The sequence below is a fragment of the Streptomyces sp. NPDC034043 genome (genome assembly GCF_055575675.1).
Map to the genome: position 1 here is coordinate 552,179 of NZ_JBVISF010000002.1, position 21,617 is coordinate 573,795.

Here is a 21,617-nt window from a genome sequence, read left to right on the forward strand (position 1 = left end):
GATCACCGCGTCGCGAACAGGGCGGTGGCGGACCGGAGGTTCCCCGCCGACGAGTTGCTCCGGCCTCGCGGTACCGGCCACCGCGGGCGCCGCCGCGGCGAACCCGGCACTGCCGCCGGCGGTGATGCACCGCCTGGTCGATCTCGCCCGGGACCAGCGGGCGACCGCGGGTCACCAAGCGCCGTCGGCCGCCGGTCACTGAGCGGCGTCGACCGCCTCGCGCAGGGCCCGGCGGCACAGGGAGTCGGCGTGGCGGGTGGTTTCGGGGATGCGGAAGCGGGGGCTCAGCGCGAGGGCGTGGGCGCAGGCGTTGTCCAGGGAGATCCGGTGGCCGACGGACACGTACACGGGCTTGATCCCGTGCTGGGTGCGCAGGGCCCGGCCGACGACGGTGCCGTCGGGCGCGAGCAGCGGGGAGGCTTCGCCGCGCGGGGCGCCCGGCTCCTCGTGGGTGAAGGTGAAGGGGTTCTTGGCGACGCCCATGCTGGGCAGGCCGGTGACCACCCCGAGGTGGCAGGCCAGGCCGAAGCCGCGCGGGTGGGCGAGGCCGTAGCCGTCGCAGACGACGAGGCCGGGGGTGACGGGGAGGGCCTCCAGGGCGGAGAGCAGGGTCGGCAGCTCGCGGAAGGCGAGCAGGCCGGGGACGTAGGGGAAGCTGACGTGCCCGACGGCGGTGGACTCGGCCACGACCTCCAGGGTCGCGGCGTCGAGCACCACGGCGGCGGCCGCGACCAGGTCGCGTTCGTCGTCGTAGGCCACGTCCACCCCGGCGACCAGCCCCCGCCCGGGCAGGGGGCCGGCCTCGTCGAGCACGACGAGGTCGCGCAGTTCATCCTGTATCGCCCGGGCCTCGGCCTCGTCGGCGGGGGTCTTCACAGTCGTCATGGGGTGCGAGAGTAGCCTGGCGATCATGTTCGTCATGGAGCTCACCTACACCGCGCCCGTCGAAGCCGTCGAAGCGCGGATGGACGCGCACGTCGCCTGGCTGGACGGTCACTACGCCTCCGGCGTCTTCCTCGCCTCGGGCCGCAAGGTCCCGCGCGACGGCGGGATGATCCTGGCCCGCGGGGTGTCCCGGGCCGAGATAGAGAAGATCGCTTCGGAGGACCCCTTCGCGGTGGCGGGCGTCTGCGCGTACCGCATCACGGAGTTCATCGCCTCCCGGACCTCGTCCCACCTCGATCCGGTCCGCGAGACCCTCCCGTCGTAAGGCGCCTCAGCGCCTCTCCAGCCGTGCCACCCGCCCCTTCTCCCCCGCCGCCCAGCAGCCGCCGTCGGCGGCGCAGTCGACGGTGTCGAACGACCCCGTCTCCAGTGGCCGCCAGGTGCGTCCCGCGTCCGTGGTGACGTCCGTGCCGGTCGGTCCGACCGCCAGGGCCGTGGCGTGCCCGTACGGGTACCAGGCCGCGCCCGAGCGGTAGGCCGGCGGCGGGGTCGCCGCCTGGGTCCAGCTCCCGCCCCCGTCGGCGGAGCGGGCCGCGGCCCGGGGCGAGGCCTGGCCCGTGCGGTAGTCGCCGCCGACCGCGAGGCCGGTCGTACGGTCGCGGAAGGCCAGGGCGAACACCCCGCGCGCCGGGTCGCCGCCCGGCACCGTGGAATCGGCGACCCGCCAGGTCAGGCCCCGGTCGGCGGAGTGCAGCACCCGCGCGGTGGGACCGCCGCCGGTGGCCAGCCACACGTCACGCGGCCCGGCGGCCGTCAGGCACTGGCCGCTCGCCGCGAATCCGGCCTCGCCGGGCAGTGCCGGCGGCATCCCGGCGTCCGGGAGCACCCGCCAGTTGCGCCCGCCGTCGTCGGTGGCCAGCAGACGGAACCTGCCGTCGACCGGGTCGCTCACGGCGAGCCCGTGCCGGGAGTCGAAGAAGGTCAGGCAGTCGTAGAAGGCACGCGGATCGGGATTGCGGAAGGTCTCGGTCCAGGTGGCGCCGCCGTCCTCGGTGCGCAGGATCCGGGAGGCCTCTCCCTCCCCGATGGACAGGGCCACGGCACGCCGGCCGTCAAAGGCCTCGATGTCGCGCAGCTCCAGCCCCTCGGCCACCGCCCCGGGCGGCGAGACGTCCCGCCAGCCGCGGCCGCCGTCGCTCGTGCGCAGGACCCTGCCCTTGGATCCCGCCAGCCAGGCCGTGCTGCGGCTGACCGCCGCCAGGCCGCGGAAGCGGACGCCCTCGGCGCCCTCCTGCCCGGTGTCCTTGACCGCCCAGCCGGCGCCCCGCAGGCCGGGTCCGGGCATCGCCGGGGACGGGTCCGCGGCGGTGTCCGCCCACGCCGGCGCCACGGCCACACCGACCAGCAGGGCTGCCGCGCACATGCCAACTCGCAGAAGTCTCATGGCGCGGGAAGCTAACGCACCCGGCATGCCCCGTCCAGGGCGCCTCCCCCGCCCCTCCGGCCCCTTCCGGCATCCGCTTACGCCGCTGGAGCGATCGAATACCGGACGTATTGAAATCGCCGCGCGGGACTCGGAGCCGTGCGGCACCCTTTACCCATACGGCACGCACCCTCACTCTGTGCGATCAGACGGGTGAGATCCCGCCAATCGGTGACCCAGCTCACGTCATCCGCCATGCACGGATGTGCCGATTCCGGCGTCTATCCGGTTGCCGGGCTCCACCCCAGGGCCCGGCAGCAGATCCGCCGCAAGGGAGCGAGCCTTGATCACTGTCATCGAGCAGGCCGTGCAGGCCCGACTGATCGCCACCGCACCGAAGGTCGAGACCGTCCCCGTCACCCTCTGCTACGACCGCTCGGACCCCTTCGCCGTCCGCATGGCCTTCCCCGCCCTGGCCACGCTGGAAGGCGTCGAGGTCTCCTGGACCTTCGCCCGGGAGCTGCTGATGTCCGGGCTCCGCCACCCGGCCGGCTGCGGCGACGTACGGGTGCGGCCGTACGACGGCGACCGGACGACGGTCGAGTTCCACGCCCCGGAGGGGGTGGCGATCGTGCTGATGACCACGGGCGAGCTCCAGCGGTTCCTCGAACGCACCTCCGCGCTGGTACCGCCGGGGCTGGAACACCGCTACCTCGACATGGACCACAGCCTCGCCGAGCTGATGCGCGGCTCCTGCTGATTTATTCGTTTGCGGGCGGCTCCCGCCCGTCCGTACCTTCGTGAAGGCCCTGTAGTCGCCGAAACGGAGTAGGACATTGCTCTTCTGAGGTCCGAGACACCGACCACCACCACCGCATCCTCGCGATCCCCGTGACAGTCGGCTGTCTCCCCGCGTTGCACGCACCTTTCACGCAACCTGGAGGCCTCCATGAGTCATGCCCCTGTTTTCGCCACCTGCTCCGACCTCTCCTTCGACTGGCCCGACGGCACTCCCGTCTTCGACGGGTTCCACCTGTCCGTCGGGCCCGGCCGGACCGGCCTCGTCGGACTCAACGGCTGTGGCAAGTCCACCCTGTTGAAGCTCCTCGCCGGCGAGCTGGCCCCGTCCTCGGGACAGGTGTCGGTCGCCGGAAGCATCGGCTACCTGCCGCAGGACGCCACCCTCGACACCGCCCTGCGGGTGGACGACGCGCTCGGCATCCGCACCGCCCGCACCGCCCTGCACGCCATCGAGGCGGGTGAGGCCACCGAGGCCAACTTCGCCGCCGTCGGCGACGACTGGGACGTGGAGGAGCGCGCCCTGGCCGCGCTCGACCAGCTCGGCCTCGCCGGGATCGGCCTGGACCGGACCGTCGGCGAACTGTCGGGCGGCCAGTGCGTCCTGCTGCGGCTGGCGGCGCTGCTGCTCGCCCGGCCGGACGTCCTGTTCCTCGACGAGCCCACCAACAACCTGGACCTGCGGGCCCGGCGCCGCCTCTACGCGGCCGTCGAGTCCTGGTCCGGGGTGATGGTGCTGGTCAGTCACGACCGCGAGCTGCTGGAGCGGGTCGACCAGATCGCCGACCTCCGCGACGGCGAAGTCCGCTGGTACGGCGGCAACTTCACCGACTACGAGCGGCTGCTCGCGGCCGAGCAGGAGTCGGCCGAGCGGATGGTCCGGGTCGCCGAGGCCGACGTACAGCGCCAGAAGCGCGAACTGGCCGAAGCCCAGGTGAAGCTGGCCCGGCGCAAGCGGTACGGCCAGAAGATGAACGAGAACAAGCGCGAGCCGAAGATCGTCATGGGCGCCCGCAAGCGCGCCGCCCAGGAGTCGGCGGGCAAGCACCGCATCATGCACGCCGAGAAACTGGCGGACGCCCGGGAGCGACTGGACCAAGCCGTCGACGCGGTACGCGACGACGCCGAGATCCGGATCAAGCTGCCGGCCACCCAGGTCCCACCGGGCCGGCGGGTGCTGACCCTGAGCGACCTGCGCCTGGCCCACGGCGCGGGGGCGGCGGGCGAGTGGGAGGTGCGCGGTCCGGAGCGGATCGCCCTGGTCGGCGCGAACGGCTCGGGCAAGACGACCCTGCTGCGGACCATCGCCGGGCTGCTGCCGCCCGCGTCCGGGGAGGCGGTGGCGCACGTTCCGGCCCGCTTCCTGCCACAGCGGCTCGACGTCCTGGACGACGAGCGCTCGGTGGTGGAGAACGTGGCGCGGTTCGCCCCGCACGCCACGAACAACGTGATCCGGGCGCGCCTCGCGCACTTCCTGTTCCGGGGCGGGCGGGCGGACCGGGCGGCCGGGACCCTCTCGGGCGGCGAGCGCTTCCGGGCGACCCTGGCGGCACTGCTGCTGGCCGAGCCGGCTCCCCAGCTGCTGATGCTGGACGAGCCGACGAACAACCTGGACCTGGCGAGCGTACGGCAGCTCGGCGGGGCGCTGGAGTCCTACGAGGGCGCGCTGCTGGTGGCCAGCCACGACGTGCCGTTCCTGGAGTCGATCGGCATCACGCGGTGGCTGGCGCTCGACGGCGGGCTCCGGCCGACCAGCGCCGAGGAGGTGCGGGCCGCCATGGGGCAGTAGCGCCGCCCGGTCCTGACCCGTGCCGGGCAGGGTCAGGACCCGGGTGGGCCCCGGCCCCCGTGGCTTCCGCCGTCAAGGTTTCCGCCGTCAAGGCGGGAGCCGGGAACCACCTTCTTGCGTGATTCTCACCGCTGTGGAGCAGCCTGGGACCCCTTCCAACTGCATGGATAACCGGATGTAGCCGGGCAGAACGATGCCTGGGACTTGGCGCTCCTTGATGTCGCGCTTAACCTACGACTCCGTAGGCTACGGAACCGTAGGTAATTCGCTTTGTCCCCCAGGAGTACCCGTGACGATCACCTCTCCCCACCTCGGCAGCTCGGAGGCGTGGACCGACGCCAAGCTGCTGTACGCGCTGGAAGAGGTGGTCGAGAAGGAACTCAACCGCCATCTGAAGGTCACCAAGGACTGGATGCCCCACGAGTACGTCCCGTGGAGCGACGGCCGGAACTTTCCCGGCTTCTTCGAGGACGGGGAGGCCTGGGACCCGCAGCAGTCCAAGGTCACCGACATCGGCAAGATCGCCCTGGTCGTGAACCTGCTGACCGAGGACAACCTCCCCAGCTACCACCACGAGATCGCGACCCTTTTCGGCCGCAACGGCGCCTGGGGCACCTGGGTGCACCGCTGGACCGCCGAGGAGGGCCGCCACGGCATCGTGATGCGCGACTACCTGCTGGCCTCGCGCGCCGTGGACCCGGACAAGCTGGAAGCCTTCCGGATGCAGCACATGTCCGAGGGCTTCGAGTCCGACAACAGCCACTCGATGCTGCACTCGGTCGCGTACGTCGCCTTCCAGGAGCTCGCGACCCGCATCTCGCACCGCAACACCGGCCACCAGTCCGGTGACCCGGTCTGCGACCGGATGCTGGCCCGCATCGCGCAGGACGAGAACCTGCACATGATCTTCTACCGCAACCTGCTCGCCGCGGCCTTCGAGATGGCCCCCGACCAGACGATGCAGGCCGTGCGGGACGTCGTCGTCAACTTCCGGATGCCGGGCCACGGCATGCCCGGCTTCGAGCGGATGGCCGCGCAGATGGCGATCGGCGGGGTCTACAACCTGCGGATCCACCACGACGACGTGCTGAGCCCCGTGATCCGCTTCCTCAAGATCATGGACATCCAGGGCCTGGGTCCGGAGGGGCAGAAGGCCCAGGAGGAGCTCGGGCTCTTCATGAACGGCCTGGACGGCGAGGCCCGCAAGTTCGACGAGCGCCTGGCCGCGCGCGCCGCGCGCCTGGCCGCCCGCAAGGGCTGAGCCGCGCCACCCCGAGCCCCCGGCCGAGCCGGGGGCTCCGCCGCGTCGGGGGGGTTTCTTCGGGCCCGGGGGTTTCCGCCGGGACGGGGGGTCTCCGCCGGGGAGGGGGTTCCCGCCGGGCCGCAGGGTTTCCGTCTGGTGCGCGCGGCCGGCCGTCCCGGTCAGCGGGCTCAGGGCGACGGTCAGCCGCGCGGGCGCAGCGCGTACCGCTCGGCCTCCGACAGTCCGCCCCACACCCCGAAGCGCTCGTCGTTCGCCAGCGCGTACTCCAGACACGCCGCCCTGCCCTCGCACGCCCCGCAGAGCCGCTTCGCGTCCTGGAGCGAGGACCCCGGCTCCGGGAAGAAGAAGCTGGGGCCGGTCTGGGCACACAGGGCCTGCTCGTACCAAGCGGGGGCGGCAGTGGAGTTCATCGACATGTGCCGATCGTGAACGGGCCGGATGGACGTCCGATCAACACCTCATCAACACCGGGCCACGGCCTCGGGCGCCCTCCGGCCGCCGGTGCGGCCGGCACGCGTGCCCCCGCCGTTCAGGCGATCGGGAAGGCGGCCCCGGGGGCGGCGTAGGACACGGGACCTTCGAAGCGTGCGGCGGCCCGGGCCACCGCCTGCGCGGGGGTGAGGGCGTGGCCGACGTGGGTGAGAACCAGCCGGGCCGCCCGGGCGGCGGTCGCCGTGTCGCCGGCGTCCTCCGGGGTGTGGTGCACCGGCTCGCCGTCGGCGGGCGGCCGTTCGCTGTCCGCCTCGCACAGCAGTACGTCACAGCCCTCGGCCAGCCGGGTCAGGGCGGGGCACGGCGCCGTGTCCCCGGAGTAGACCAGCGACCCGCCGGCACCGTCGGCCCGGAGGGCGAAGGCCGGGACGCCGTGCGCGACGGCCCGGCTGGTCAGGGTGAGGGCCCCGATCCGGGCCCGGTGTCCGTCGTGCAGTTCGTGGACGGCGAAGGCGGATTCGACCGGGCTGCGGGTCGAGCCGTTGGTCAGGAAGTGGGCCAGCCGGTCGGCGGTGCCCGGAGGGCCGTACAGGGGGATGGGAGCGGTCAGCCGTATGTCCGCGAACAGCGCGGCGTAGTACGCGGTGAGCAGATCAGCGCTGTGGTCGGCGTGCAGGTGCGAGATCCAGATGGCGTCCAGGCCGTCCAGCCGGACATAGCGCTGCAACTGCGCCAGCGTCCCGCTGCCCGCGTCCACCCACACCCGTGTGCCGCCGCCGGTCACCAGGTAGCCGGAGCACGGGTTGTCCACGCGGGCATAGGGCGTCGCGGAGCCCAGGACGGTGAGCTCGAGGAGGTCGCTGGTCATCCGTGGAGTCTAGAACGCGGGGACTAGGCTGACGATCATGGAAGAGACTCAGGACGATCACGGCGGCGCCTTCGTATGGGGCGAGGCCGAGCGCCGGGCCGCGCTGGGCGACGTCGCATACCTGCGGGAGCTGGGGGCCCGGCTCAGCGAGCAGTACCAGGACACCACGGAACGGGCACGGACGTACGCGCACCAGCTCGGGCACGTGATACGGGTACTCGCCCTCACACCGGGCCGGGAAAGCCTCGTGGAGCTGATGCGGCTCGTCGACGAGAAGCGGCCTCCGTCCCACCCCCGCGAGCTCGCCTCGCTCCTCGCGGAGCACCAGCGGCCCGCCGACCTCGCCGCGACCGTCTTCGGCCGCCCCGGCGCCAGGACGGCCGACGAGCTGGCCCCGTGCCTCTTCCACGAGCTGCTGCTCCGGAGCGCGGACATGCGGGGAATCCCGCAGCCGCGTTCTTCGCACACCCTGGCCTGGCTGCCGGCGCGGCTGCGCGATTTCGAGGCCGGCGCCGCGTTCCCGCGCCGCACGGTCAACGGCTCCGCCCGCGGGTCCGGGACCGCGATGCCCGCCGAGGGACGCCTCGACCCGCCGGTGCCGCGTACCACCGAGCGTTCGGCCCTGCGGAACACGGCCACCGTGGAGGTCCACGAGAGCATCGTCTCCGCACCGCAGGCCGGCGACTGGGGGCACTTCGACGCCTGGGTCTTCCGGCTGGACGAGGACCTCGCCCCCGGGCTTGTGCCCGCTCTGCTGCCGGCGCTGCCCATGCCCTGCACCGAGGTCGGGCCGACGGGCCGCTTCGAGGTCGCGCTCAGCCCGCTCGGCGAGGTCTGGCGGCTGCTCTTCGCCACCGCCTCGATGGGCGGGGTGTACGGAGGGGGAGTCGGCGGAGCCTACGGACGGATGTGGGCGTGGCGCTCGATGGCGGGCCTGGCCGGCGCCCCGGCGGGCGCCGGCGCGGAAGAGGTGGAGCGCCTGGCACGCGAGACGACCTGGTTCCGCTTCGAGGCCGACTCGGAGTGGTTCCACAACGAGATCGGCTGCGACTTCGGCATCGCCGCCCTCTCCCCGGACCGCCGCCGCCTCGCGGTCCTCGCGGCCACCGACACGGACTAACGGGCCGGGGCCGCCGCCCGCTCGAGCCAGCGGGCGAGGGTGTCGAAGTCCGCGTCCGTCAGGCCCGTGCGGGGGTCGACGCGGTGGAGGAGGGCGGGGGCCGGGTGACGGGCCGCCGCCCAGGCCCGGTCGGCGGGGGTGATCTCGTCGTCCGCCCAGGCGAACGGGCGCCCGGCCGCCCGGGCCAGGAGCGTCCGGGTCTTCCAGTGGAGGCCGTCCCGGCCCTCGTCGTCGGAGGGCTCGGGCCAGTCGACCACCGGCAGGCGGGGCAGGCCCAGGCGCGGGGAGAGCGTCTCGTTGGCCTCGTCCGCCCAGGTCGTGGCCCACACCAGCTCGCACGGCAGGGCGAGCAGCCGGGGCCCGAGGGCGGGGTCGAGCCTGGCGAGCAGGGGGTTGCCGGACCCCTCCCAGGGGTCGGCGGCCGTGGGGTGGCCCGTCCCGCCGAAGGGGATCAGCGGGCCGTCCACATCGAGGAAGAGCAAGGGGTGCGGGGAAGAAGCGGACATGCCGCCAGGCTAGCCTTCAGTCCTCGTGCTTCGCCCGGCTCGGCTGGACCCGTTTCGGTTCGCCCGGCATCTTCGGGTAGTCCGGCGGATACGGCATGTCGCTGAGGCCGTGCTCGTGCTCGTCCCGGGCCGCGAGTTCCAGTACGGCGTCCAGGCTGAAGGCGTGCTCGTCCATGTCGGCGTGCAGGTCGCCCAGTTCGGCGAAGCGGGCCGGCATCGTCACGATGTCGAAGTCGCGCGGCTCCGCGTCGTCCACCTCGTCCCAGCGCAGCGGCGCCGAGACCGGGGCGTGCGGGCGGGGGCGGACCGAGTACGCCGAGGCGATGGTCCGGTCACGCGCCGTCTGGTTGTAGTCGACGAAGATCCGCTCGCCGCGTTCCTCCTTCCACCAGGCCGTGGTGACCTTGCCGGGCATCCGCCGCTCCAGCTCCCGGCCCAGGGCGATCGCGCAGCGGCGGACCTCGGTGAAGGTCCAGCGCGGTGCGATCGGGACGAAGACGTGCAGGCCCCGGCCACCCGAGGTCTTGGGCCAGCCGCGCAGCCCCAGCTCGTCCAGCAGCGCCCGCAGTTCGTGCGCGGCCGCCACCGCGTGGTGGTAGTCGGTGCCCGGCTGCGGGTCGAGGTCGATGCGCAGTTCGTCCGGCCGGTCGGTGTCCTCCCGGCGCACCGGCCAGGGGTGAAAGGTCAGGCAGCCCAGGTTGGCGGCCCACAGGACGGCGGCCGGCTCGGTCGGGCAGATCTCGTCGGCCGTACGGCCGCTGGGGAAGGCGATGTGCGCGGTGGGGATCCAGTCGGGCAGGTTCTTCGGGGCCCGCTTCTGGAAGAAGGACTCCCCCTCCACTCCGTCCGGGTACCGCTCCAGGGTGGTGGGACGGTTGCGCAGGGCGCGGGTGATCCCGTCCGCGACGGCCAGGTAGTACTCGGCGACGTCCCGCTTGGTGAGGCCCCGCTCCGGGAAGTACACCTTGTCCGGACTGGACAGCCGTACCGTCCGCCCGCCCGCCTCCAGCTCGATCGCACCACCCGCAGCACCCATGTGCGCCACGGTAGGCGTGCGCGGCCGGCCGCGCACACCGGGCGGGCCCGGACGTACCGCCGCAGAATCCTGTGTATGGATCTGCCGGTGATGCCGCCCGTGAAGCCGATGCTCGCCAAGTCGGTGAGCACGATCCCGCCGGGCATGCAGTACGAGGCCAAGTGGGACGGCTTCCGGGCGATCGTGTACCGCGACGGGGCGGAGGTGGAGATCGGGAGCCGTACCGGCAAGAGCCTGGTCCGGTACTTCCCCGAGCTGGTGGCGGCGCTGAAGGAGAGCCTGCCGCCCCGCTGCGTGGTCGACGGGGAGATCGTGATCGTCCACGGCGGCCGGCTCGACTTCGACCGGCTCAGCGAGCGGATCCACCCCGCGGCCTCCCGGGTGAAACTGCTCGCCGAGACCACTCCGGCCAGCTTCGTCGCCTTCGATCTGCTCGCGCTCGGCGACGACTCCATGCTCGCCACCCCGCTCGGCGAACGCCGCAGCGCCCTGGTCCGCGTACTCTCCACAGCTCGGCCCCCCGTCCACGTCGCGCCCGCGACCACGGATGCCGCGCTCGCGCGGGAGTGGTTCGAGCGGTTCGAAGGCGCCGGGCTCGACGGGGTCGTCGCGAAACCCCTCGATCTCCCCTACCGGCCCGACGCCCGTCTGATGTTCAAGATCAAGCACGAGCGTACGGCCGATGTCGTCCTCGCCGGTTTCCGTTTCCACAAGAGCGGTCCGATTGTCGGATCGCTGCTGCTCGGCCTGTACGACGACCACGGCGCCCTCCAGCACGTGGGCGTCTGCGCGGCCTTCCCGATGAAGCGCCGGGCCGAACTGGTCACGGAGCTCGAACCCCTGCGGATGCCGGACGTCGAAGGCCACCCGTGGGCCTCCTGGACCGAGGAGTCCGCGCACGAGAGCGCCCGGCTGCCCGGCGCCCAGAGCCGCTGGACCGGGAAGAAGGACCTCTCCTGGGTGCCGCTGCGCCCCGAGCGGGTCTGCGAGGTGCGGTACGACCACATGGAGGGCGACCGCTTCCGCCACACCGCGCAGTTCGCCCGCTGGCGCCCCGACCGCACCCCCGAGAGCTGCACGTACGCCCAACTGGAGGAGGTCGTCGGCTATGACCTCGCCGAGGTCCTGGGCACTCCCGGCTGAGGGCCCGGGTGAACCGCCCGGCCGCCCCCGGGCGTCGCGGTGAGCTCCTCCCATTCCGCCCGGCCCGGCCCCACCGCGTGCGGCACCCAGCCGGGCCGGTCCGCGAGCCAGCGCGCGACCCGCGCCCGGACCGCGGGGTCCGCGTAGGCCCGCCCGGGCGCCTCGGCCAGGTGCCGCACCCTGGCCCGCGCCCGCATCACCTCCGGGTCCTCCAGCGCGCACTCGAACAGCGCGGCCGCCTCCCGCGCCCTGGCCGCCGCCCCGCACGCACGGCCCGCTCCCCCGGCCGCGAGCCGCTCCCCGACCGCCGCGTCGGCCCCGACCTGGAGGTCGAACCAGGGCTTCAGCGTGCGCAGCGCCCAGCCGTGGTACCCGGCGGCGAACTCGGCGGACCCCGGGGCCCGGTGCGCCGTCCGGGCCACCCGGTCGGCCGCCCACAGCGCGAGCGACGTCCCCTGTCCCAGGGTCGGGTTGGTGTGGGTGAGCGCGTCCCCGACGGGCACCATCCCGGTCACCACCGGGCCCCGCCCGTCGACGAGGGGGCTCCACCGGTTGTCCAGGCCGGCGGTGGCCAGTACCCCCGACAGCGGCTCGGCGCCCAGCTCCAGCCAGGCCGCACCGGGCGGGAAGGTCCGGGCGGCGGCTTCGAAGACGGCCGGGTCGCGCAGGGCGGCTCGGGTGGGGTCCCCGGTGTGCGCGAACACGGTGACGGCGAAGACCCGGTTGTCGGACGGGAAGACCGCGCAGCCCGCGAAGGCCCCGCCGGTCACCGTCCACGGCCGGCGCGGCCCCTCCTCGGTCCCCCCGGGCAGCCGGTACCAGCGGCAGAAGTACGCGAGGCCCGTGCGGTGCCGCTCGACGGGGGCCGGGCGGCAGCCGGCCCCGGCCAGCAGGCCGCGGGAGCCTCCGCGCCGGCCGGCCGCGTCCACCACGAGGTCACCCGCGTAGGCGCCGCCCGGGGTGGTGACGCCGGTGACCCTGACCCACGGCTCCGCGCGGGTCGCCCGCTCCCCGGTCAGGCCGGCGACCGGCTCCCCGTACCGCACCACCACGCCGGGCTCCGCGCGCAGGGCCCCGGCCAGCGCGCTCTCCAGCACGATGCGGCGGGCCTGGACCATGACCAGGTCTTCGTCGCCCGGCCGCGCGGGAGGCCGTACGTCGAACCAGTCGAGCTCGTGCCGCTCGCGGGCGCCGAGCCGGAGCATCTCGGCGTGTACGTCGGGCAGTTCGGCGCGCAGCAGCTTGCGGGCGGCGCCGAGCAGGACGTGCGGCTGGGCCGCCTGGGGTACGGAGGGGCGGCGCCAGCCGAAGAAGTCGCGGTCGAGGGCGGTGCCGGGGGCGCGGGTGTCGCGTTCGAAGACCTCGGCGGTGTGTCCCCGGCGGGCCGAGAGGAGGGCGGTCGCGAGCCCCGCGATGCCCCCGCCGATGACCAGCACATGTGCCATGGCGTCCCCCGAACGGGCGTTCCGTATGACGATCTGACCGTCCAGAGCTTGCACGAGCACACCCCGGCCGAAACTCGCACACGCGTCCGGGGCCGGCCGGAAGGGGCCCGCCCCGCGGGCAGCCCCGCCACCCGACCGGCGAAAATGACCCCATGGCCAGCCCACACGAGCACGCACCCGGCACCGCATCCCGTACCGGAGCCGGCACCCCGCCCCAGCGGGCCGTCCCGCAGCCCAACGCGATCGTCGGCGTCGGCCTGATCGTGCTCGGCCCCGACGGCCGCGTCCTGCTCGGCCAGGCCCACGACGGCAACTGGGAACTGCCCGGCGGCAAGGTCGATCCCGGGGAGGACTTCGAGCGGACCGCCGCCCGGGAGCTCGCCGAGGAGACCTCCCTGCGGGCCGATCCCGCCGGCATCGAGCTGCTGGCCGTCCAGATCTACGCGGACCCCACGCCGCCGACGCGGGTGACGGTGGCCGCCCTCACCCGCTCGGCGCAGGGCAGCCCCGCCGTCACCGAACCGCACAAGATCGCCCGCTGGCGGTGGTTCGCCCCGGAGGAGATCCCCGCCGGCCTCTACCCGCCCTCGGCGGCGGTCCTGCGCGCCTGGCGCCCCGACCTCGCGTGCCTCCCCCACGTGCCCTCGCACGACTACCCCACCCACCGGCGCTAGGGGGTGTTTCGAAAGTGCGGTGATCTGGGAGCATGGTGCGATGGCTCATGTTCGGCAGATGGTTAGTTCTGGCTCGCCGCTCGAACCCCAAATCGGTTTTTCCCGGGCAATCCGCAAGGGGGCGCACGTCGCGGTCGCCGGGACCGCTCCCATCGGGGACGACGGAACGACCGTAGGACGAGGCGACGTCTATGCCCAGACGGTTAGATGTCTGGACATCGCAGACGCCGCACTTGAGGCAGCGGGGGCGTCGCTGGAGGACGTCGTGCGGACCCGCATCATGCTCACCGACGTGACTCGCTGGAAAGAAGCCGCACGAGCACACGGAGAGCGGTTCGCGTCGGTCCGTCCGGCCTGCACCTTCGTTGAGGTCTCACGCTTCATCGATCCAGAATGGCTCGTTGAAGTGGAGCTTGACGCCATCCTCGACTGACTCCCGAAAGCACTGGTCACAGCCACTCGTTGATGGCCGCGATCAGCACTGTGGCTTCGCAGCGGACGGCGAGCTTGTCGTACCTGGTAGCCACTGCGCGATGGCGCTTGAGGCGATTGATCCCGCACTCCACCGCGTGGCGCTCTTTGTAGTCGTCCTTGTTGAACTTCGGGGGCCGCCCGCCGAGAGAGCCGCGCTTCTTGCGGTTGGCGATCTGGTCGCGCTTCAGCGGGATGGTGCAGCGGATGCCGCGTCGGCGCAGGTAGCCGCGGTTGGCGTGGGAGCCGTACGCCTTGTCCGCGCGGACCCGATCGGGGCGGACGCGTGGCCGGCCCGGCCCGATGCGGGGCACGCGGACCTTCTCCAGCACGGTTTCGAACTGCGGCGAGTCGCCGCGCTGCCCGGCCGTGACCACGATCGACATGGGCTTCTGGCCCTGCTCGACGGCCAGGTGTAGCTTGGTCGTGAACCCGCCGCGCGACCTTCCCAGCCCATGATCACGGGGCTCGGTCAAGATGCCGCCCGGTTTTTCCTTCTGCAAGTCGCCCTGCTTGCGGGCTCCGGCCGCATGCTGATGGGCGCGGCACACCGTGGAGTCGACGCTCAGGTCCCACACGATCGCACCCTTCGCGTCGGCCAGGGACTGGAGCTGGGTGAGGATCCGTTGCCAGGTGCCGTTTCGCTGCCATCGGCGGAAGAGGTCGTAGACCCAGATCCACGGTCCGTACTCGACGGGCACGTCCCGCCACGGGACACCGGTGCGGACCCGGAACCGTATGCCGTCCATCAGCTGCCGCCGAGGCCAGACGGGCGGCCGCCCCGCTCTGGCACCCTTCGGCAACAACGGCTCCAGCACCGCCCACTGCTCGTCCGTGAGATCTCCCCGCCCCATGAGCCGTGATCATTCACAGCTCAAGATCCACTTTCGACACACGGCCTAGGACCTTCCCGGCACCATCACGCCTCCCCGGCGGCCGGGGCGGCACACCAGCGCGCCGGGGCAGGCGCCTTCTTCGGAGGCTCACGCCCACACGCGGGTGGCCGTCGGCGGGACGGGGGCCACTCGGGCCGGGGGCGGCCCGCCTCGGCGGTGCACCGGTTCCTGGTCCGGCACGGCCCGAACCGGCCGGCCTCCAGGTCTCGCACGCCGGGCGGCGGATCGCGGAGCTCCGCACGAAACCCCTTGCCTAATGGTCAAGAAACGTTGACCATTGCTCGCATGCCTACCGACGATCTTCCCGAGACGTTCCACGTCACCACGGACGAGCAGCTGCGCGCCGTCTCCAACCTCACCCGCCACCGGATCATGGCCGTGCTCCGCTTCGAGCCGGCGACGATCACGCAGATCGCCGAACGGGTGGGGCTCGCCAAGGGGAGTTCCAGCTATCACGTGCGGTTGCTGGAGCGGGCCGGCCTGGTGAAGGTGGTACGGACGCGGAAGGTGCGGGGCGTCACCGAGCGGTACTACGCGATGGCCGCGCGGTCGATCGTGCTGCCGGATCCGGGCGAGGGAGGGCCGGACGTGCTGATGCGCCATGCGGTGGCGGACCTGGAGGCGGCCCCGCTGGATGCCGAGCGGCACGTACGGATGGCGCATCTGCGGCTCACCGAGGAGCAGTTCGCGCAGCTGGGGGCGCGGCTGGAGGCACTGGCGGACGAGTACCGGGCGCTGTCCGATCCGTCGCTGCCGGACGCGTCACTCGTCTTCGCGCTGTTCCGCCCGGCGCCGCGCGACCGGGCCGAGGGGGACGCCAAGTGACCTCCAGCGAGAAGAAGTTGCCGACCGGCTTCGGGCGGCTCTGGACCGCGCAGACGGTGTCCTCGCTCGGTGACGGGGTGTCGCATGCCGCGCTGCCGCTGCTCGCGTTGACGTTGACGCGGGATCCGATGACGCTCGCCGTCGTCACGGCCGCCGGAACGCTGCCGTGGCTGCTGTTCGGGGTGCTCGGCGGTGCGCTGGTGGACCGCTGGGACCGCCGGCGCACGATGTGGGTCGTGGACGCGGCCCGGGCGGCGCTGCTCGCGATACCGGCGGCAGCGGCCGTGCTCGACGTACTGAGCATTCCGCTGCTCGCCGCCGTCGCCTTCCTTCTCGGCCTCGGCGGACTCTTCTTCGACACGGCCGCCACGGCCTACCTGCCGGATCTGCTCGGCCGCGACCCGGCACTCCTGGAGCGCGCCAACTCCCGCTTGCGCGGGGCCCAGACCGCCATGTCCGGCTTCGCGGGGCCGCCTGCGGGCAGTGCGCTGCTCGCGCTGGGGCGGGCGGTTCCGCTGCTCGCCGACGCGCTGTCGTTCCTGCTCTCCGCCCTGCTCGTACGTACGCTGCCCGCCGTGCCCCGGCCCGTGCCGCAGGTCCGCGAGTCGCTGCTCCGGCAGGCGCGGGCCGGGGCCTCGTACGTCTTCCGGGACCGGTTGCTGCTCGGGCTCGCGCTCCGCCCGGCGGTCGGGAACGTCGCCTTCCTGGCGGTGGAGACCGTCCTCGCGCTCTTCGCGCACGACCGCCTCGGCATCGACACCTACGGTTTCGGCCTGCTCCTCACGGCGGAGGCCGCCGGCGGCCTGACCGGTGCGGGCATCGCCTCCCGCCTCGGCCGACGACTCGGCACCGGCACCGCCCTGACCTGCACGGCCGTCGTCGAGGGGCTTGCCATCCTGGGCCTCGCCGCTGCCCCGAACCCGTACGCGGCCGGGCTGGCGCTCGCCGTCTGCGGGGCGGGCATGGGCGCCACGATGGTGCTCGGGCCCTCCCTCCGGCAGGCGGTCGTCCCGGGCCACCTCATGGGCCGGGTCGCCTCCACCTCCCGCATGCTGGCCATGTGCGCCGCCCCGGCCGGGGCCTTCCTCGGCGGCTGGCTGGCCACCGCCTACGACATCCGCACCCCGCTCTACGCCGCCGCCGGCCTCCTCCTGGCGATGACGGCCGTCACGGCGTCCATGACCAGCAACCGCCGGGTCGAAGCGGCGCTGCGTGCCGCCGCCCCGGCCGAGGGTACGCTCGCCCTTTGACCCGACGCCGAAGGAAGTGGTGGTCGTCGTGACCCGGCCGCGTGTGGGTGTCGCCGTGCTGACCATGGGCGATCGGATGCCGGAGCTGCTGGCGCTGCTGGCCTCGGTGGCCGGGCAGGACGAGGGCGCCGCCCGGGTCGTGGTCGTCGGCAACGGCACGCCGTTGCCCGGCCTCCCCGAGGGCGTGACCGGGGTGGAGCTGGCGGAGAACCTCGGGGTGTCGGGCGGCCGGAACGTCGCCTGGCGCCGGCTGCGGGAGTTCGGGGACGTCGATGTCCTGGTGGACCTGGACGACGACGGCCTGCTCGTCGAGGCGGACGTGTTCCGGCGGATCGCCGATCTGTGCGAGGCCGACCCCCGCCTGGGGATCGTCTCCTTCCGGATCGCGGACGAGACGGGTGCCACCCAGCGCCGCCACGTTCCCCGCCTGCGCGCCCGCGACCCGATGCGGCGGGGCCTGGTGACGACGTTCCTGGGCGGCGGCCACGCCCTGTCGATGCCGATGCTGGAGGAGACCGGGGGCTGGCCGGACGCCTTCTTCTTCACCCACGAGGAGACCGACCTGGCCTGGCGTGCCATCGACCGGGGCTGGGACGTCCTGTACGAGCCCCGGCTGGTCCTCCAGCACCCGAAGACCTCCCCGGCCCGGCACGCCGTGTACTACCGGATGACGGCCCGCAACCGGGTCTGGCTGGCCAAGCGGCACCTGCCCGCACCGCTCGTCCCCGTCTACCTCGGTGCGTGGGTGGCCTTGACGGTGGCCCGTACGCGTTCCCTGACGGGCCTGCGGGCCTGGTTCGCAGGGTTCGCCGAGGGCGTCCGCACCTCCGGCGGCCCCCGGCGCCCCATGCGGTGGCGGACGGTGTGGCGCATGACCCGGCTGGGCCGGCCGCCGGTCGTTTAGCCGACGGTGGTCTCCCGCGGCCGGCCCTGGGCCCGTGGGCCGTGCCGGTCGCGCACGCCCTGGCATCCCTGACCGAGATCCACGCCCTGGCATCCCTGACCCAGATCAAGTAGCACCGGGCCGCCCGGGAAGCACTGCCGGACGGCCCCGGGGCGTCCTGGCACCCCCGCAGCCCCAGGGCTCCTCAGACCTCCCGCGCCCCCTGCCGGGGTGCGAAGCCGCCCTCGCGCAGGTCCTCCGCCAGCAGCCGCTTGGCGATGGCGTCCGCCGCCGCCCGCAGTTCCTCGCTGCGCGGCCGGCCGCGGTCCTGTTCCAGCCGGTCGCCCAGCCAGTCCGCCCAGGCCCGCGAGATCACCGCCGCCTCCCGTTCACCCGCCCGGGTATGGGCGAAGAAGCCGTTCTGCCGGGTCAGGAACCCCTCCTCCACCATCCGGTCGAAGACCGGCAGCAGCACCTCCGGCGGCAGTGACAGCCGCGACGCGATGAGGCCCAGGCCGGCGTGCCCGACGGTCCGGGTCATCAGGTCCACCTGCATCACCGCCCACGCCCCCGCCATGTCCAGCCGCGTGTCGGAGGCGTGGACGATCGCGCGCGCCGTGTCGGGCCCCATGTTCCGTACGAGCTTGCCCACCGCCAGTTCCAGCAGCTTGGCCGAGTCCCCCGAGGCCGTGGCCGGGGACGCGAAGCCGTCGCCGATGTCCGTGGAGCCCGCCCGGGCGCTGTCGCGCAGCCGGACCTGCTTGAGGAAGAGGGCGACGACGAAGCCGACGGCCGCCACGGGAACCGTCCACAGGAAGACCGTGTGCAGGGCGTCGGCGTACGCGTCGATGACCGGGCCCGCCCCGGCCGGGGGCAGTCCGTGGACGCCCTGCGGGCTCTGCGCGGCGGCGGCGAGGGCAGCCGGATCGGCGCCGGTGGCGCGGGCGGCCTCGGCGACCCCGGCCTGCAGTTCGGGCTCCAGGCGGTTGGCGTAGATCGTCCCGAAGACGGCGGTGCCGAAGGAGCTGCCGAGCGTACGGAAGAAGGTGACGCCGGAGGTCGCCGTGCCGAGGTCGGCGTAGTCCACGGTGTTCTGCACCGCGATGGTCAGCACCTGCATGCACAGCCCGATGCCGGTGCCGAGGACGAACATGTACGCCGACTCCGGCCACCCGCCGGTCCCGGGACCCATCAGCGACAGCAGGTACAGGCCCGCGCCCATCACCGCGCAGCCGGCGATCGGGTAGATCCGGTATCGGCCGGTCCGGCTGGTGGCGCTGCCGCTGAAGACCGACGCGAGCAGCAGGCCGATGACCAGCGGCAGGGTCCGTACGCCGGACAGGGTGGCCGAGTCGCCGTCCACGTACTGGAGGTAGGTCGGCAGGAAGGTCATCGCCCCGAGCATGGCGAAGCCGACGACGAAGCTGAGGACCGAGCACACCGTGAAGACCGGGTTGCGGAAGAGCCGCATGGGCAGCATCGGTTCGGCCGGCCGGGTCTCGGCCACGCAGAACAGGGCGAGGGCCAGCGCGCCGCCCGCGAAGAGCCCGGTGATCACCGGTGAGCTCCAGGCGTACTCGTTGCCGCCCCAGCTGGTGGCCAGGATCAGCGCGCTCGAACCGGCGGCGATCAGGGTGATGCCCGGGTAGTCGATGGCGGGCCGGCCGGCGGCGCGGACCGAGGGGATGGTGCGGGCGGCCGCCACGACGACGAGCACGGCGATCGGGACGTTGACGTAGAAGGCCCAGCGCCAGCTCAGGTGGTCGGTGAACAGGCCGCCCAGCAGGGGTCCGATGACGGTGGCGACTCCGAAGACGGCGCCGATGGCGCCCTGGTACTTGCCCCGTTCGCGCAGGGGCACCACGTCGGCGATCAGGGCCATGGAGGTGACCATCAGGCCGCCGGCGCCGATGCCCTGGAGGCCCCGCCACAGGATGAGCAGGGTCATGTTGCCGGCGAGGCCGCACAGGAAGGAGCCGGTGATGAAGATGACGGCGGAGATCTGGAAGATGAGCTTCCGGCCGAAGAGGTCGCCGAACTTGCCCACCAGGACCGTCGCGACGGTTTCCGCGAGCAGGTACGCGGTCACCACCCAGGCCATGTGGGCCGCGCCGCCGAGGTCCGCCACGATGGTGGGAAGGGCCGTGCCCACGATCGTCTGGTCGAGGGCGGCCAGCAGTACGCCCAGCATGATCGTGCCGAAGACGACGTTGCGCCGCCGCCGGTCGAGCACGGGCGGCGGCGCGGCGACGGCGGGGGCACTGGTCACATCTCGCACTCTCACAGCACCCCCACCGCACCGCCTCCCGCAAGCCGCCGTCCGGGTGAACCCCGCGGCCGCGCCCCGGGGAAGGGGGTCAGCGCAGGTAGGCCAGACCCGGGTGCTCCGCCGCGTACCCGTCCAGCAGCCGCCGGGCCACCGCCACCGAGTCGACCAGGGGGTGCAGCGCGAAGGCCTTCACGGCGTCCGCCCGCGAGCCGCTCGAAGCGGCGGCCAGCACCGCCCGCTCCGCCGCCTTCACCGAGGTGACCAGCCCCACCGCGTGCAGCGGCAGCGGAGCCACGGAGACCGGGTGGGCGCCGTTCGCGTCGACCAGGCACGGCACCTCGATGACCGCGTCCGCGTCGAGCACGGAGAGGGTGGCGCCGTTGCGGACGTTGAGGATGAGGGTGGCCCGCTCGTCCCGGGCGATGGCCCGCATCAGCGCGAGGGCGACCTTCTCGTAGCCGCCGGACTCCAGGTCGCTCTCCTCGCGCTCCCCGACGCCCGCCACCTCGCGGTTCTCCGACATGTACGTGGCCTCGCGCTCGGCCCGGGTGCGGTCCCAGGCGGCCAGCGCCGCCCCGGCGGGCTGTCCCGGCCGGCCGGCCTCGGCGTAGAAACCGCGCTGCTGGTCGCGCAGGAAGGCGCCGCGCGTCTGCTTCGCCTCCTGGTAGGCCCGTACCGTGTCACGGTTGAAGTAGTAGTAGTGCAGGTACTCGTTCGGGATCGCGCCGAGCGAGCGCAGCCAGTCGGCGCCGAAGAGCCGTCCCTCCTCGAAGGACTCCAGCGCCCGCGTGTCGGCCAGCAGCCGGGGCAGCTCGTCGCGCCCGCCGATCCGCAGGCCGCGCACCCAGCCCAGGTGGTTGAGGCCCACGTAGTCGATCCAGGCCTCGCCGGGCCGGGCGCCGAGCAGCCGGGCGATCCGGCGGCCGAGGCCCACGGGCGAGTCGCAGATGCCGATGACCCGGTCGCCCAGTTCCGCGGCCATGGCCTCGGTGACCACTCCGGCGGGGTTGGTGAAGTTGATGACCCAGGCTCCGGGGGCGGTTCGGGCGATCCTGCGCGCGATCTCGCGGGCCACGGGCACCGTCCGCAGGCCGTACGCGATGCCGCCCGCGCCGACCGTCTCCTGGCCCAGCACTCCCTCGGCCAGCGCGATCCGCTCGTCCGCCGCGCGCCCCTCCAGGCCGCCGACGCGGATGGCGGAGAAGACGAAGTCGGCTCCGCGCAGGGCCTCGTCCAGGTCGCCGGTGGCGGTGACGGCCGGGGCATCCGCCCCCGCGGCGGCCGCGGCCTGGTCCGCCAGGACCCGGGCCATGGCGGCGAGCCGGGCGGGGTCCTCGTCGTAGAGGGTCACGTGGGACACCCGGCCCTCGGCGTGGCCGCCCAGCAGTGCCCCGTAGACGAGCGGGACGCGGAATCCGCCCCCGCCGAGGATGGTCAACCGCATGCCCTGTTCCGCCCTTCGCCGTCGTGGCCGCGGCCACGGCCCGGGGATTCCCGGGCACGGGCGGTGCCACGATTCCGGCGGCACCGCCGGAATGCCACGATCCGTGGCATCCGCGCGGCGTCGCGGATCGTGGCACCGCACGGACCGAACCAGGCGGTCGGTACGGCTCGGTGCCGCCGCCCCGCCGTGGCACGGG

Annotated in this window: 21 protein-coding genes; 11 read left to right on the top strand and 10 right to left on the bottom strand. The window is 73.5% G+C overall.

Annotation, left to right across the window (positions count from 1 at the left end; all coding sequences use genetic code 11):
- Window positions 1-195 precede the first annotated feature (195 nt).
- The gene (locus tag ACZ51S_RS07155) at window positions 196-885 is read right to left on the bottom strand and encodes an endonuclease V (RefSeq protein ID WP_468960017.1); all 690 of its coding nucleotides are present in this window, start codon (window positions 883-885) and stop codon (window positions 196-198) included.
- 25 nt (window positions 886-910) lie between these two features.
- On the opposite strand from ACZ51S_RS07155, the gene ACZ51S_RS07160 reads away from it, so the two are divergent.
- Window positions 911-1,210, top strand: a complete 300-nt coding sequence (locus tag ACZ51S_RS07160; protein ID WP_388930891.1) for a YciI family protein — start codon at window positions 911-913, stop codon at window positions 1,208-1,210.
- Between the two features lie 6 nt (window positions 1,211-1,216).
- On the opposite strand, the gene ACZ51S_RS07165 is transcribed toward ACZ51S_RS07160, so the two are convergent.
- Window positions 1,217-2,308, bottom strand: a complete 1,092-nt coding sequence (locus tag ACZ51S_RS07165; protein ID WP_468960210.1) for a WD40/YVTN/BNR-like repeat-containing protein — start codon at window positions 2,306-2,308, stop codon at window positions 1,217-1,219.
- 343 nt (window positions 2,309-2,651) lie between these two features.
- Between ACZ51S_RS07165 and ssgD the strand changes: the two genes are divergently transcribed.
- The 3 genes from ssgD to ACZ51S_RS07180 all read left to right on the top strand — a co-directional run bounded on the left by ssgD (window position 2,652) and on the right by ACZ51S_RS07180 (window position 6,156).
- Complete coding sequence (ssgD, locus tag ACZ51S_RS07170; RefSeq protein WP_388930890.1) at window positions 2,652-3,068, top strand: spore wall synthesis regulator SsgD; 417 nt, start codon at window positions 2,652-2,654, stop codon at window positions 3,066-3,068.
- A 189-nt stretch (window positions 3,069-3,257) separates the two neighbouring features.
- Complete coding sequence (locus ACZ51S_RS07175; protein ID WP_468479034.1) at window positions 3,258-4,895, top strand: ABC-F family ATP-binding cassette domain-containing protein; 1,638 nt, start codon at window positions 3,258-3,260, stop codon at window positions 4,893-4,895.
- A gap of 289 nt (window positions 4,896-5,184) precedes the next feature.
- On the top strand, window positions 5,185-6,156 hold the full coding sequence (locus ACZ51S_RS07180) for an acyl-ACP desaturase (RefSeq protein WP_468479033.1): 972 nt from the start codon (window positions 5,185-5,187) through the stop codon (window positions 6,154-6,156).
- A gap of 182 nt (window positions 6,157-6,338) precedes the next feature.
- On the opposite strand, the gene ACZ51S_RS07185 is transcribed toward ACZ51S_RS07180, so the two are convergent.
- Together ACZ51S_RS07185 and ACZ51S_RS07190 are read right to left on the bottom strand one after the other, a co-directional pair.
- Window positions 6,339-6,575, bottom strand: a complete 237-nt coding sequence (locus tag ACZ51S_RS07185; RefSeq protein ID WP_388930883.1) for a WhiB family transcriptional regulator — start codon at window positions 6,573-6,575, stop codon at window positions 6,339-6,341.
- 113 nt (window positions 6,576-6,688) lie between these two features.
- Window positions 6,689-7,459: an MBL fold metallo-hydrolase gene (locus ACZ51S_RS07190; protein WP_468960019.1), complete on the bottom strand. Its 771-nt coding sequence runs from the start codon at window positions 7,457-7,459 to the stop codon at window positions 6,689-6,691.
- A 37-nt stretch (window positions 7,460-7,496) separates the two neighbouring features.
- Between ACZ51S_RS07190 and ACZ51S_RS07195 the strand changes: the two genes are divergently transcribed.
- Window positions 7,497-8,579 carry a DUF6183 family protein gene (locus ACZ51S_RS07195; RefSeq protein ID WP_468479031.1) on the top strand — a complete coding sequence of 361 codons (1,083 nt, stop codon included), beginning with the start codon at window positions 7,497-7,499 and terminating at the stop codon, window positions 8,577-8,579.
- Here ACZ51S_RS07195 and ACZ51S_RS07200 read toward each other — a convergent pair.
- Window positions 8,576-9,085 carry an HAD domain-containing protein gene (locus ACZ51S_RS07200; protein WP_468960021.1) on the bottom strand — a complete coding sequence of 170 codons (510 nt, stop codon included), beginning with the start codon at window positions 9,083-9,085 and terminating at the stop codon, window positions 8,576-8,578. The genes ACZ51S_RS07195 and ACZ51S_RS07200 overlap by 4 nt on opposite strands.
- 16 nt (window positions 9,086-9,101) lie before the next feature.
- Window positions 9,102-10,121, bottom strand: coding sequence for a non-homologous end-joining DNA ligase (ligD, locus tag ACZ51S_RS07205; protein WP_467886845.1), 1,020 nt, complete (start codon window positions 10,119-10,121; stop codon window positions 9,102-9,104).
- Window positions 10,122-10,196: 75 nt separating this feature from the next.
- Here ligD and ACZ51S_RS07210 point away from each other — a divergent pair, with 75 nt between their 5' ends.
- Window positions 10,197-11,264 (top strand): ATP-dependent DNA ligase, encoded by a 1,068-nt coding sequence (locus tag ACZ51S_RS07210; RefSeq protein ID WP_468479029.1) that lies wholly within the window; start codon window positions 10,197-10,199, stop codon window positions 11,262-11,264.
- Here ACZ51S_RS07210 and ACZ51S_RS07215 read toward each other — a convergent pair.
- Window positions 11,228-12,709, bottom strand: coding sequence for an FAD-dependent oxidoreductase (locus ACZ51S_RS07215; protein ID WP_468960023.1), 1,482 nt, complete (start codon window positions 12,707-12,709; stop codon window positions 11,228-11,230). The two genes, ACZ51S_RS07210 and ACZ51S_RS07215, sit on opposite strands and share 37 nt — an antisense overlap.
- Window positions 12,710-12,861: 152 nt before the next feature.
- Between ACZ51S_RS07215 and ACZ51S_RS07220 the strand changes: the two genes are divergently transcribed.
- Both ACZ51S_RS07220 and ACZ51S_RS07225 read left to right on the top strand, forming a co-directional pair.
- The gene (locus ACZ51S_RS07220; RefSeq protein WP_468479027.1) at window positions 12,862-13,383 is read left to right on the top strand and encodes a nucleotide triphosphate diphosphatase NUDT15; all 522 of its coding nucleotides are present in this window, start codon (window positions 12,862-12,864) and stop codon (window positions 13,381-13,383) included.
- A 19-nt stretch (window positions 13,384-13,402) separates the two neighbouring features.
- On the top strand, window positions 13,403-13,816 hold the full coding sequence (locus tag ACZ51S_RS07225) for a RidA family protein (RefSeq protein WP_468887809.1): 414 nt from the start codon (window positions 13,403-13,405) through the stop codon (window positions 13,814-13,816).
- Between the two features lie 16 nt (window positions 13,817-13,832).
- On the opposite strand, the gene ACZ51S_RS07230 is transcribed toward ACZ51S_RS07225, so the two are convergent.
- Window positions 13,833-14,708 carry an IS5 family transposase gene (locus ACZ51S_RS07230; protein ID WP_468960026.1) on the bottom strand — a complete coding sequence of 292 codons (876 nt, stop codon included), beginning with the start codon at window positions 14,706-14,708 and terminating at the stop codon, window positions 13,833-13,835.
- Between the two features lie 327 nt (window positions 14,709-15,035).
- Here ACZ51S_RS07230 and ACZ51S_RS07235 point away from each other — a divergent pair, with 327 nt between their 5' ends.
- Genes ACZ51S_RS07235 through ACZ51S_RS07245 form a run of 3 tightly spaced genes read left to right on the top strand, consistent with a single transcriptional unit; the run spans window position 15,036 to window position 17,729 of the window.
- Complete coding sequence (locus ACZ51S_RS07235) at window positions 15,036-15,575, top strand: ArsR/SmtB family transcription factor (RefSeq protein WP_468479026.1); 540 nt, start codon at window positions 15,036-15,038, stop codon at window positions 15,573-15,575.
- Entirely contained in the window at window positions 15,572-16,825 is a 1,254-nt protein-coding gene (locus ACZ51S_RS07240; protein WP_468479025.1) for an MFS transporter, read from the top strand. The genes ACZ51S_RS07235 and ACZ51S_RS07240 overlap by 4 nt, the downstream gene beginning before the upstream one ends.
- Window positions 16,826-16,853: 28 nt before the next feature.
- Entirely contained in the window at window positions 16,854-17,729 is an 876-nt protein-coding gene (locus ACZ51S_RS07245; protein ID WP_468479024.1) for a glycosyltransferase family 2 protein, read from the top strand.
- A gap of 184 nt (window positions 17,730-17,913) precedes the next feature.
- Here the strand turns inward: ACZ51S_RS07245 and ACZ51S_RS07250 are convergent, their stop codons facing one another.
- A complete protein-coding gene (locus ACZ51S_RS07250) occupies window positions 17,914-19,977 on the bottom strand; it encodes an MDR family MFS transporter (protein ID WP_468960029.1) in 2,064 nt (687 codons plus the stop codon).
- 88 nt (window positions 19,978-20,065) lie between these two features.
- On the bottom strand, window positions 20,066-21,421 hold the full coding sequence (locus tag ACZ51S_RS07255) for a 6-phospho-beta-glucosidase (RefSeq protein WP_468960031.1): 1,356 nt from the start codon (window positions 21,419-21,421) through the stop codon (window positions 20,066-20,068).
- Window positions 21,422-21,617: the final 196 nt, after the last annotated feature.

Coding starts and splice junctions, on each gene's coding strand:
- ACZ51S_RS07155 (WP_468960017.1), bottom strand. CDS start 885: ATGACGACTGTGAAGACCCCCGCCGACGAGGCCGAGGCCCGGGCGATA.
- ACZ51S_RS07160 (WP_388930891.1), top strand. CDS start 911: ATGTTCGTCATGGAGCTCACCTACACCGCGCCCGTCGAAGCCGTCGAA.
- ACZ51S_RS07165 (WP_468960210.1), bottom strand. CDS start 2,308: ATGTGCGCGGCAGCCCTGCTGGTCGGTGTGGCCGTGGCGCCGGCGTGG.
- ACZ51S_RS07175 (WP_468479034.1), top strand. CDS start 3,258: ATGAGTCATGCCCCTGTTTTCGCCACCTGCTCCGACCTCTCCTTCGAC.
- ACZ51S_RS07185 (WP_388930883.1), bottom strand. CDS start 6,575: ATGTCGATGAACTCCACTGCCGCCCCCGCTTGGTACGAGCAGGCCCTG.
- ACZ51S_RS07190 (WP_468960019.1), bottom strand. CDS start 7,459: ATGACCAGCGACCTCCTCGAGCTCACCGTCCTGGGCTCCGCGACGCCC.
- ACZ51S_RS07195 (WP_468479031.1), top strand. CDS start 7,497: ATGGAAGAGACTCAGGACGATCACGGCGGCGCCTTCGTATGGGGCGAG.
- ACZ51S_RS07200 (WP_468960021.1), bottom strand. CDS start 9,085: ATGTCCGCTTCTTCCCCGCACCCCTTGCTCTTCCTCGATGTGGACGGC.
- ligD (WP_467886845.1), bottom strand. CDS start 10,121: ATGGGTGCTGCGGGTGGTGCGATCGAGCTGGAGGCGGGCGGGCGGACG.
- ACZ51S_RS07210 (WP_468479029.1), top strand. CDS start 10,197: ATGGATCTGCCGGTGATGCCGCCCGTGAAGCCGATGCTCGCCAAGTCG.
- ACZ51S_RS07215 (WP_468960023.1), bottom strand. CDS start 12,709: ATGGCACATGTGCTGGTCATCGGCGGGGGCATCGCGGGGCTCGCGACC.
- ACZ51S_RS07220 (WP_468479027.1), top strand. CDS start 12,862: ATGGCCAGCCCACACGAGCACGCACCCGGCACCGCATCCCGTACCGGA.
- ACZ51S_RS07230 (WP_468960026.1), bottom strand. CDS start 14,708: ATGGGGCGGGGAGATCTCACGGACGAGCAGTGGGCGGTGCTGGAGCCG.
- ACZ51S_RS07235 (WP_468479026.1), top strand. CDS start 15,036: ATGCCTACCGACGATCTTCCCGAGACGTTCCACGTCACCACGGACGAG.
- ACZ51S_RS07255 (WP_468960031.1), bottom strand. CDS start 21,421: ATGCGGTTGACCATCCTCGGCGGGGGCGGATTCCGCGTCCCGCTCGTC.